Below are 10224 nucleotides of genomic sequence, written 5' to 3' on the forward strand. Positions count from 1 at the left end.
TACACATATGCAAAAATGAGCAAATTCTTACCCGAAGCTGCTCAAACCGGTCCGTGATTTATGTTATATTCACCTCGTAATCAGCTATTATGTTTTTCACATATCGAGGGGGAAGAAAAGATGCAAAAAGCTAAAACAAATCTGGGCCGCTTGAGCATGTTACTCGCCGCCGCACTGGGCGCGGGGATTGTCGCTACGACTAACCAGGCGCCAACGCACCAAGTTGCGGCCGCCCGCAGCTACTCAAAGGCCACCAATCAGTACGTTGTCGTCAAGAAGTCTGGGTATAACTTCTGGGGCAACTTCAGCTGGACCAAGAAGCTGCACTACAGCAAGAATTACCTGAACCGCACGCTGCAGGTCAAGCGGATCTATTACAAAGCTAATGGAAGCAAATATTACTCAACTTACCGTGGAGGCAAGTGGTTCGGCTACGTCAACGCGACCGGGCTTACGACCACGAAGAACGCGCAGGGCTCCGGGGTAGCGACCAGCAAGTACGCCATCATGAACAAGTCTGGCTGGAAGACCTACTCTGGTTTCAACTGGAAAGCCAACCACCTCACCAAGAACTACCTGAAGCACACGTTCCAGGTCAAGCGGATCTACTACCACGCCAACGGGACGACTTACTACTCTCTGTACCGTGGCGGCAAGTGGTTCGGGTACATCAACATGAACGCGCTGACCAACACGAACAAGAAACAAGGGAATGCCGTTAAACCAAGTACAACCCTATACGTCTCCCTGAATAAGGTCGACAAAGATGGCTTTCACGAGGACCGCGTTTGGCGCGACCTCGACTTTAAGGTTTCCGACTACACGAACCTGACAGCAATGCCGTACACTTACACAGTTAAAGCGATTTACTACCACAGTAACGGGCAGACATACTACTCCCTATACGTGAAGAATAACTGGATGGGGTATGTTAATGCCAAGATTGCCAAGAAAACGGGTATTTTGGGCTCAGGTTCCACTTTTTGGATTACCAAGTTCACAGCTGGCACTGACGGTGACACCTCGCTGCAGCTATTAAATGCTAATTTGACCAGTAAAGGCAAAGCTGGCCGGCTGAAATACGGCGAGAAGCTCTACGCAAAGAATGGTTTCTTCAGCGCGAATGAGATTCAATATATCGCCGTCTACACGCTTGATGGCAAAACCTTCCGGGGCTACCTACAGCACTCATTCTAGAGCGACATTATGCCAATAATATAGGGCGGCGACTTCAATCACGAAGTCGCCGCCCTATTAACGTGCACTTTTCTATTTCCCCGTCACCTTCCGCAGCCCCTGATCCACCACGCGGTCGAACAGCCACCCGAGGATCACGGTCACGACGGCCACGAACACGAAGAACAGTTCGGGGTGTCCCAGCAGCACCGTCTGGCTGCCGAACATCATTGGGATGCGTTGGAGGACGTAGATGGAAAACATCGCGCTGCCACCCATGTACCGCAGCAGTGGATTGCGCAGGCGAAACTTCATCGCCAGCAGCACGAACAACATGGCAAAGGCAATCGCGGCGATTTCGTACATTGCGTAGTGCACTACCCCGGTTGTCCGCGCGCAGGTCAGGTACGTGCCGACAAACACGATAGCCGTAAACACGCCCGCAGTCAGATAAGTCGTCCACGACCGGCCAATGTGCGCGTCGAAGCTGGATTTATACCGCGACAGCACCATCCCCGCGAAGTAGCAGAGAATCGTTTCGAAATAGTAGTCCGGCAGCGTCTTGAACGCGACTACTGCGTACACCAGACTGACAACCAGCACGAATGCGAACGCCGCGCGCGTGTGCTGCCCGCAAATTTTGAACGCGCAGTACGTGACGATGTACATCAGCAAAATGGCAAAGATGTACCAACTGCTATTGCCGATTGACGACAGTCCTAAGTACGACAGCAATACCTGGCTCAGCGTCATACTGCGCCGCGTCAGTAGGCCAATAACGAAAAACACCGTCACGGCCGCCACGAATTTGGCCCACACGAAGAAGATGCGGCGCACGCGGAACGTGTCAACATAGGTATGCCCGCGCCGCTTGATTTGCTCCATGATGCCGTAGCCGGAAAAGAACAGGAACGTTGCCACAATCAGCTCGCCCTTAGTTCCCATCCAGATATTGGCCAGCCGCGAAAACCGCCCCGCATCCGGCAGGTAGGTCATGAAGTGGCTGAACATCACGAGCAAAATAAACAACCCGTTGATGGTCGCCGTGGTGTCCCGCGCCAGGTAGCCTTCCTTGGGTCCGTCCAGCTGAGGCCGCATGCCGGCAACAAACAGCGCCGCGATTAAAATCAGAATAATGTCCATGATTATCCTCCTGCATATGTATCTTGTTTAAGCTTACGCAAGATTGCGGGATAAGCAAGACGCAAAAAAGCACCCAGCCGCACATTTTGCGGTCCGGGTGCATTCGCCTGAAGACTACACGCCCAATTCACGTTTCAGGCTGGTCAGTCGTGGCATGCGTCTTGCGAAATTCACCAAGGTCAACGTTGGCAAACGCCGAGAAGTCATCCTCCCTTAATTCCAAGTTCGTAATCGGCGTCGGCTCCGGAAACTCTTCCTCATTCTGGAGCACAGTGCCAATTAGATCCTGTGCCATCGCAATCGCCTCCCCGACCGTTTCGCCCTGCGTCCATGAACCGCCAGCAATATCCGGAACTTCCACCGAGTAGCCACCGATTGTCTCGGGGTGCAAGATAATCGGATAGGTAACAATTGTCATTGTGCAACCTCCACTGTTATGCATTGACTATATCCGCAATGCATACCGTAATCTCTGCCATAAACTCATATCGTCGATGCTTGGTCGGCTAACAACTGGTTCCGGTGGTGTCTTTAAAAGCCTTCTAACCTCGTCAATGCCACTCACTGGTCCCAAGCCAACCTTTTCGCGGATTTCATTAGCCTGTATCACCATTTCCCGGTCAAGTTCCGCCTGGCTCATGTGCATAACCCGCTCTTTAAATTTACGATTTTCTTCCTCAATACTCATACCTAATCATCCTCTCTCGCTTGCTCAAGACCAATTTCTTCGAACAACTTAGGTAAGTATTTCATCGACGAAAGGTTCCGTAATGATGTAACTGTCGCGAGATACTTAGGCGCGCTGAAGGCCCGATAAAGCTGCGATTGAATTGCTTGACGCAAATCGTCCTTATAGATGTACTGATTCATCGTCAACATATAACCAATTAAATTTAAGTAATGCACCGCTTCAACCAGTCCGGAAGTGTTTGCCGCCCTTAAGCGAATAAGCTCCAATCTTTCATCGTCCGTGCCTGAATCTAGCTGACTCTCTTCATCTGCTAGTAGTAGATTAAATTTTTCAACTGCCCCTTTAATATCTTCGCGCCACTTCTCGTTGTACTCTTCGATGAAACCCACCGTCCGGTCAAATCGCTTGCTGTCTAAATCAACCTGCCGAATAATCAATGCATTAACGAAAGTGGCTACAGCGATAGCAAACCCAAGTACGCCAACAATAATCGAAATAAACGTAACGGCCTCGCGCACTGCTAGCCAACTTGGCAACTTGTACCAAATAGTTCCCGCAAAAACAGACATATCAATCCCCTGTTCCTGTCACCATAATTCTAGCACATTCTTATGGTTAACATTATTAATATGAGCCAGGCAAAACATGTATTGGTCGGAGTTTCAGTTGGTTTAAAATTCCGAAAGTCAATTTTGCCTACACCTATTAAATTTCCCCAAAACACCCCGAATCCCCCGAAACAATTTCAAAAAATTCCACAAAAAAGACGGCCCCCCATCCGGGAAGCCGCCCATCGCCATAACTCACTATGCTTGCTGCTTAGCCTGCACTTCCTTGTAGTGCTTGGCAGACCAAGGGGAGTAGAACTTGCCGTAAACCGCGGTGACGAAGTAGGTCAACGTGACCACGAGCATCGGCAGGGAACTCTGGGAGTAACCAGCCTTGAGCGCGGTGAACCAGAGGAGAATGTTCACGACGTCTTCGGCGAGCCACAAGGTGTACGTGTCGTTGAAGTGGAACACGATCATGACAGACGCGGTGGCGCCGATGGACAGCACCAGGGAATCCCACAGTGGGTTCGTGTCGTTCAGCGCGGTGTACGCGTGGAACATGCCGAACCAGAGGACGGCGATGATGGCGAGCACGAGCACCCAACCCTTGGCGTCGAGGTGGCGCAGCTTGGCGTCGAAGTCTTCACCCCACGTGCGCCACTTGAGCATCAGTGGTGCGTCGATGCAGAGGACGAACACGGTTTGGTCAAGAACGGAGGCGAAGTGGCCGGCGTTCCAGTTGACGTAGATGAAACCAATGGCAGAAATGAAGCCGAGCAGGCCGTTGACCGACTTGCCGACCATCATCGCGCAGACACACAGCAGGCCGAACACGGTCGCGGCGAACGTGATGCTGGTCGTGACGTTGATGGGGTTCATCAGGAAGAGTGCGAGCTGGAAGGAAACCCCAAACCAGAACATGCTCCAGGGCGTCGCATCCCAACCTGCTAATTCAGATTTGATCCACTGCCAGTAATTACCTTCAAACCGCTTCTCAGTGGTCTGGACTTCTTCAAACTTTTGTTCCATGGGGATTCCTTCTTTCTTATGTTAGACCGGCGCCGTAACACCAACCTTGTCCTCACCACCCATTCCCTATATATGGTGGCAATTCGTAAATCACTCGCAATTCAAACACAATATGTAGATGTCAAATTGAAGCTCAATGTTTACTATCATAACCACATTGAACCTTATGCACAAGGTGAATTTCGACAAAACAACGTTCACCAGCCCCAGTATTCCCGCCGCGTCGGCATGCGGCACGGCAAAAAAAACGAACGCGCTCGCTATCGGGACAGCCAGCAAAATCGGGCGCACGTGAAATTTCCGCTGGCATCGCTTTCATGAAAACGAGCTGTCTACTCAGGTCGTTACCTATCCCCCCGCTGAAAACCGTCGCTAAGGCCCTGCCACCTGCGCAACTTGTTTTTTTAGCGTGCAGATCAGAAATATTCGTGTTTTTGTCACTTTCGGATTTCCCCTGCATTCAGAAAGTGTGTTAGAATGAAACTTGTAAAAAATAAATCTAGGAGGGCTTTATCTAATGCCTTTAGTACATGGTACTGAATTGTTTGCAGCGGCTCGTAAGGGTCACTACGCAGTTGGTGCATTCAACACCAACAACCTCGAATGGACTCGCGCTATCCTTAGTGCTGCTCAGGAAAAGAACGTTCCTGTTCTTATCCAGACCTCTATGGGCGCTGCTAAGTACATGGGTGGCTACGAACTTTGCCAGAAGCTCATCGAAGCAACTGTTAAGGCTATGGACATCACTGTTCCTGTTGTTATCCACCTTGACCACGGTAACTTCGAAGCTGCTAAGGAAGCAATCGCTGCCGGCTACAACTCCGTAATGTTCGATGGTCACGACCTGCCTTTCGAAGAAAACTTGGCTAAGACCAAGGAAATCGTTGCTTTGGCACACGCCAAGGGCATTTCCGTTGAAGCTGAAGTTGGTTCTATCGGTGGTGAAGAAGACGGTATCATCGGTGAAGGTGAACTTGCCAACGTCGACGAAGCTAAGCAGATCGCTGCTACCGGTGTTGACTTCCTTGCTGCTGGTATTGGTAACATCCACGGCCAGTACCCAGCTAACTGGAAGGGTCTCAACTTCGAACGTCTCCAGGAACTTGCAGACGCTGTTGAACAGCCACTTGTTCTCCACGGTGGTTCTGGTATCCCTCAGGAACAGGTTGAAAAGGCTATCTCCATGGGTGTTGCTAAGCTCAACATCAACACGGAATGCCAGCTTGCCTTCGCTAAGGCTACCCGCGAATACATCGAAGCAGGTAAGGACCAGCAGGGTAAGGGCTTCGACCCACGTAAGCTCCTCAAGCCTGGTACGGATGCCATCTCTGACACCGTCAAGGAAATCATCGGCTGGATGGGCACCAAGCCTGTTAAGCTTGTTCCAGAAGAACTGTAATTCAACTCTTCAGAACAATGAAAAAGTCGTTCGCCAACTGGCGGACGGCTTTTTTGATTATATATTTTAATTTTGGCAGAAAATTTTTTGACTCAAAATTTAACAGGACTAACCAACGCACGTTCAGCGCAAGGCGTTGGCGATAATCCCCAAGTCTTTTGCTTTGCGGAAATTTGGCAGTATGTTATAATGCCGGTAGAGAAAAAGGATGCAATGGGCAGTAAGTCTAACCAACTTACGACACAACCTGTGGCTGGGCGTGGGATTATTCCCTACGCCTTTTATTTTACAAAAATAGGACGTTCAAAAAATGAACGTCCCAAACACCAAGATTACTCTAGGTGGTGGTACTTTAGGTATTCCCACCCACGGCGCATTAGGCCCCAGAAGCCCTTTGCGATTGCCACCACAGCAATAGTGAGAACACCAGCGATAACCTGCTCAGTCACCGCGCGAAAAAAAGGATGCAATGATCTCACCACCTACTAGCCCCTAAAGAGGAACCAGCTTAATTAGTATATCAACATTCACCATAAAGAATGCTACACCGCATACAATTTAGTTGACCGTGATGGCCAGAACCGCATTAATTCAACCTTTTCAAAATAGTTTTCTTACGTCAAAAACTTGTAAACCAGCAAGTTAACTGTTCCGTTGCAAAAAAGGACTAATCAAGCTTACGCAAAATGTACAACTTAATCACCACCGACACAATTATCCTTGCGCATTTTTGCCGCTCCACACCCAGCGTGTTAGAATTGAGGTAGCAAAAAGGACTGGCGCGCCAACACCAGTCCTTCCTGACAGCCGTTTTAAGAATGGCGGCCGATTTCCATTAACGAATTCGTCGCTAGAAACTGTCCAAAGTTTTCACTAGCGGCGTTTCTCTTTACGCTTTTTCGGGAACGTCCGTCCCCACACGCGCTTCAGCCGGCCGACATGAAACGCCCAATCAGGCTCAACCTAATTGCATCGCCAAACCAAGCCGACACAATTCTTCCTGCGCTTTTTTGCCGCTCCAAACCCAACGTGTTAGAATTGAGGTAACAAAAAGGGCTGGTGCGCCAACACCAGTCCTTGATGACAGCCGTTTTAAGAACGGTGGCCGATTATTCTAACAAACTACGAACGTCGCTAGAAACCGATCAAAGTTTTCACTAGCGGCGTTTTTCTTTACGCTTTTTCGGGAACGTTCGTCCCCACACGCGCCGCAACTGGCCGACATGAATCGTCCAGAAGATGACGACAACCACGATCACCCCATTGATAAACAGGATTCTTAAGGCGTCAATCATTAGCGCGCACAACACACGCAAAATTGCGTGCACTGCCAAAAGCATCTTCACACCTCTTTTCTCGATTGGCGATTGGTATGAATGAGTCATACGCACCATCTCCTTAGAGGCCACCGCAGATAAAACTTCTGCCCTTAAATTATATCGTGGCTTAATCACCACGGGCACCCTGCAATTTTAGTGGGAGCACAGGAACCGCTCTGACTAGGCATTCCCAACAGAAAAATTCTCACACCGCCAGGCTCAATAAGCATCCAGAGCGAGATTGTTGCAATAAACGCCCAATCAGGCTCAACCTAATTGCATAGCCAAACCAAGCCGACACAATTATCCTTGCGTATTTTTGCCGCTCCCCACCCAACGTGTTAGAATTGGGGTAACAAAAAGGACTGGTGTTCCAGCACCAGCCCTTGATGGCATCCGTCTTATAGCGGTGGCCCATTAATCTAACAACTTACGAACGTCGCTAGAAACTCGCCAAAGTTTCCGCTAGCGGCGTTTTTTCTCGCGCTTTTTGGGGAAAAGAATCTCCCACGTGTGCCGCAGCCGGGCCAACTTAATGACCCAGCCATTCAGCAGATCCAGTATTCATCCGTTAATCTGGAGTATCACGAACACCTTCACTGCTATCACACACAGCAAGCCCAGAGTCAGGCTCACCTTCAAAAGCATCTTCTTACCTCGTTTGGTTGCTGCAATTCGCCCATGGTTTTCTTCCATAAGCATCAGCTCCTCTCAAGGCCACCGCATGTAAAACTTCTGCCTCTAAATTATATCGTGCGCGCACTATGACAGTCACCGACCTATTTTTGCAGCAACACGGAAACCGCTATAACTAGGCATTCCACGGAAAAATTCCATGACCAGTGCACCGGTAATCACGCAGTCCGCCGCCTCCCATTGCAAAACTCGCCTAATCACGCCCCACAAATTGCCAAAATCTCCGCGCACCCGCCCCAAAACCGGCGCCACGAAGATTTCCCACGGCGCGCAAACCCCGCCGCCATCACGTTGCGCCCGGCCACCACCAAGCGGGGCCGCAACTACGCGCTATAATTAATCCGTGGTAGATAGCCACACTTCCTTCGCGGTTCGACCACCTGTCATCGGCGGCCGAACACAATAGCAACAGCAACGATGCCGCTAGCAACCGGCCCAAATTTCGCTAGCGGTATTTTTGTGCGCGGATCTCTGTGCACAGCCTTACCCCTATCTGGGGATAACGCAGAACCTATGGAAGACACACGGCCTAGGAATGTGAATTTTCGGGCACTTAACTGTTTATTATCGCGCCAATTAAGCATGTCCTGATGCGATGACGTATGGTCACGCGTGGCGAGTAATTCACGTAAAATCGCTCTACAAATCATGTGGCCACAGAAGCGGCACTTCTGAGCGCTTACACCGACCTACTCAAAGATTAGCGGTCGTGTTATAATATAGACATAAAGAAAGCCCAACGCGCTGGAACACGTTGGGCAATCTATAACCGCGAGCCATTGCGCAGGCGGTGAGCTCACAACTTAATAGTGAAACTAAAAAGTCGCGAACTGGCTAAAGTATCAGCGACTTTTTTATTCCCGCCAGAAATTCCTAGCCACTCGAATCAGCTTGCGAATTGCACGGAGCAATCCTACCAGTGCCATCACCAACCCAGCTAGGGCAGTGACGATGCTGGTCAAGAAACCAATCCACACGAGTGCCGACAGCACAAAGGCCGTCAAGAAAATAGATGCCTCCTTTCGTTAGATTTGTGTGCCTGGATTACACCATAAGCACCACCCTCTTCCTAGTTGTGAGGCCGCACCGCTGTTCAACTTTTCGCTGACTTAATTATACCATATGAAAGCGCTACAAACCCTATCGTTGTACAGTTTGCGGCGCTTTTGTGTATCCTGCTTCGGACGGGCAGTAGCGTTCGTTTTCCCGACACATGACTGGTCAGCGTCACGCCAATTACGCATGTCCGACCCAATGGCTGTGTATCGTGCGTGCAAAATTGCTTTTCGAATCCTGCGGCTGTAACCAAGACCACTTATGTTGGCTAATCAGACGGTCATGGCTTTCGGGGCAGCGCAGCTCCCGAACACAATAGCAACAACAACGATGCCGCTAGCAACCGGCCCAAGTTTCGCTAGCGGTATTTTTGTGCGCGGATCTCTGTGCACAGCCTTACCCACAATCTGGGGACAGCGCGTCGCGGCCAGAAAGCGACACGGTACAGTTATCCCCCAATTTCAGAAAAATAAGAGAGGACATATTTTTAAATACGCGCCAAATATGTCTATATTGACCCAATATGCGCGTATTTATATATATGTCCCGTGTAAATTTTCAGAAATCAGCTTTTCGTCCGCCCCCGCTTTGCGTAAACACCCGCACGCGGCGCGCTAATTCGGCCGCGATGTATCCGCCAAACCACACGGCACGCCGGCAGTAGCACCAGCAGAGCGCAGCGAAACGCCGCTACTCAATTGACTTATACACAGTGGATAACCCGTGCATAAACAAAAACTGGCGGGAAGAAATCCACAGGCCCAAATTCCTGCCATATACGCCACACACCGTCTGCTCCCCCAGACACGCCTAATTGCCCTAGCCCTTAGCTAGTACCACACAGCGGGCGTTCGGGGCGGTGAGGTTTATTCTATCAAGTAGATACCCGCCTGCAATTCGAGGTCCGCTTTTTTTCCGGCTCGTTGCGCTTGTGTTCTGGCAAGATGCACTTGCCATTCGCCTCGCCCCCCTTGCTTGCCCCTGGTTGCAACCCTCCGCTTGCTCCCGCTTCCCCCGCTTCGTAGCTTTCTCTCTTCCTCCCCGTTGGATCTGAGCTTGTTACCTTGCCCGGTTCGCGCCTGCCTCCGCTGCGTTGCTGCCACTCGTCAGCATTCCCGGCCCCGCGTCTTCTCTGACTTTTGCGGGTACTACGACTAGGAGAGA

9 protein-coding genes are annotated in these 10224 nt (G+C 50.4%); 3 read left to right on the plus strand and 6 right to left on the minus strand.

The window, feature by feature from the left end:
* Positions 1-120 precede the first annotated feature (120 nt).
* The gene (locus tag FC18_RS07315) at positions 121-1197 is read left to right on the plus strand and encodes a hypothetical protein (protein WP_056975907.1); all 1077 of its coding nucleotides are present in this window, start codon (positions 121-123) and stop codon (positions 1195-1197) included.
* A 72-nt stretch (positions 1198-1269) separates the two neighbouring features.
* On the opposite strand, the gene FC18_RS07320 is transcribed toward FC18_RS07315, so the two are convergent.
* The 5 genes from FC18_RS07320 to pnuC form a co-directional block, all read right to left on the minus strand.
* The gene (locus tag FC18_RS07320) at positions 1270-2319 is read right to left on the minus strand and encodes an acyltransferase family protein (protein WP_054680140.1); all 1050 of its coding nucleotides are present in this window, start codon (positions 2317-2319) and stop codon (positions 1270-1272) included.
* Positions 2320-2446: 127 nt separating this feature from the next.
* Complete coding sequence (locus tag FC18_RS07325; RefSeq protein ID WP_054680137.1) at positions 2447-2737, minus strand: type II toxin-antitoxin system HicB family antitoxin; 291 nt, start codon at positions 2735-2737, stop codon at positions 2447-2449.
* Positions 2738-2764: 27 nt separating this feature from the next.
* Entirely contained in the window at positions 2765-3007 is a 243-nt protein-coding gene (locus FC18_RS07330) for a hypothetical protein (RefSeq protein WP_054680134.1), read from the minus strand.
* A gap of 2 nt (positions 3008-3009) precedes the next feature.
* On the minus strand, positions 3010-3579 hold the full coding sequence (locus FC18_RS07335; protein WP_054680132.1) for a hypothetical protein: 570 nt from the start codon (positions 3577-3579) through the stop codon (positions 3010-3012).
* Between the two features lie 237 nt (positions 3580-3816).
* Positions 3817-4590 (minus strand): nicotinamide riboside transporter PnuC, encoded by a 774-nt coding sequence (pnuC, locus tag FC18_RS07340; RefSeq protein ID WP_056975909.1) that lies wholly within the window; start codon positions 4588-4590, stop codon positions 3817-3819.
* Positions 4591-4608: 18 nt separating this feature from the next.
* On the opposite strand from pnuC, the gene FC18_RS12080 reads away from it, so the two are divergent.
* Together FC18_RS12080 and fba are read left to right on the plus strand one after the other, a co-directional pair.
* The gene (locus FC18_RS12080; protein ID WP_162207935.1) at positions 4609-4911 is read left to right on the plus strand and encodes a hypothetical protein; all 303 of its coding nucleotides are present in this window, start codon (positions 4609-4611) and stop codon (positions 4909-4911) included.
* Positions 4912-5107: 196 nt separating this feature from the next.
* A complete protein-coding gene (gene fba, locus FC18_RS07350) occupies positions 5108-5989 on the plus strand; it encodes a class II fructose-1,6-bisphosphate aldolase (protein ID WP_054680127.1) in 882 nt (293 codons plus the stop codon).
* A 1157-nt stretch (positions 5990-7146) separates the two neighbouring features.
* Here the strand turns inward: fba and FC18_RS07355 are convergent.
* Entirely contained in the window at positions 7147-7374 is a 228-nt protein-coding gene (locus tag FC18_RS07355) for a hypothetical protein (protein ID WP_054680124.1), read from the minus strand.
* Positions 7375-10224 lie beyond the last annotated feature (2850 nt).

Source organism: Lacticaseibacillus sharpeae JCM 1186 = DSM 20505, from assembly GCF_001436225.1.
Taxonomy (GTDB): Bacteria; Bacillota; Bacilli; order Lactobacillales; family Lactobacillaceae; genus Lacticaseibacillus; species Lacticaseibacillus sharpeae.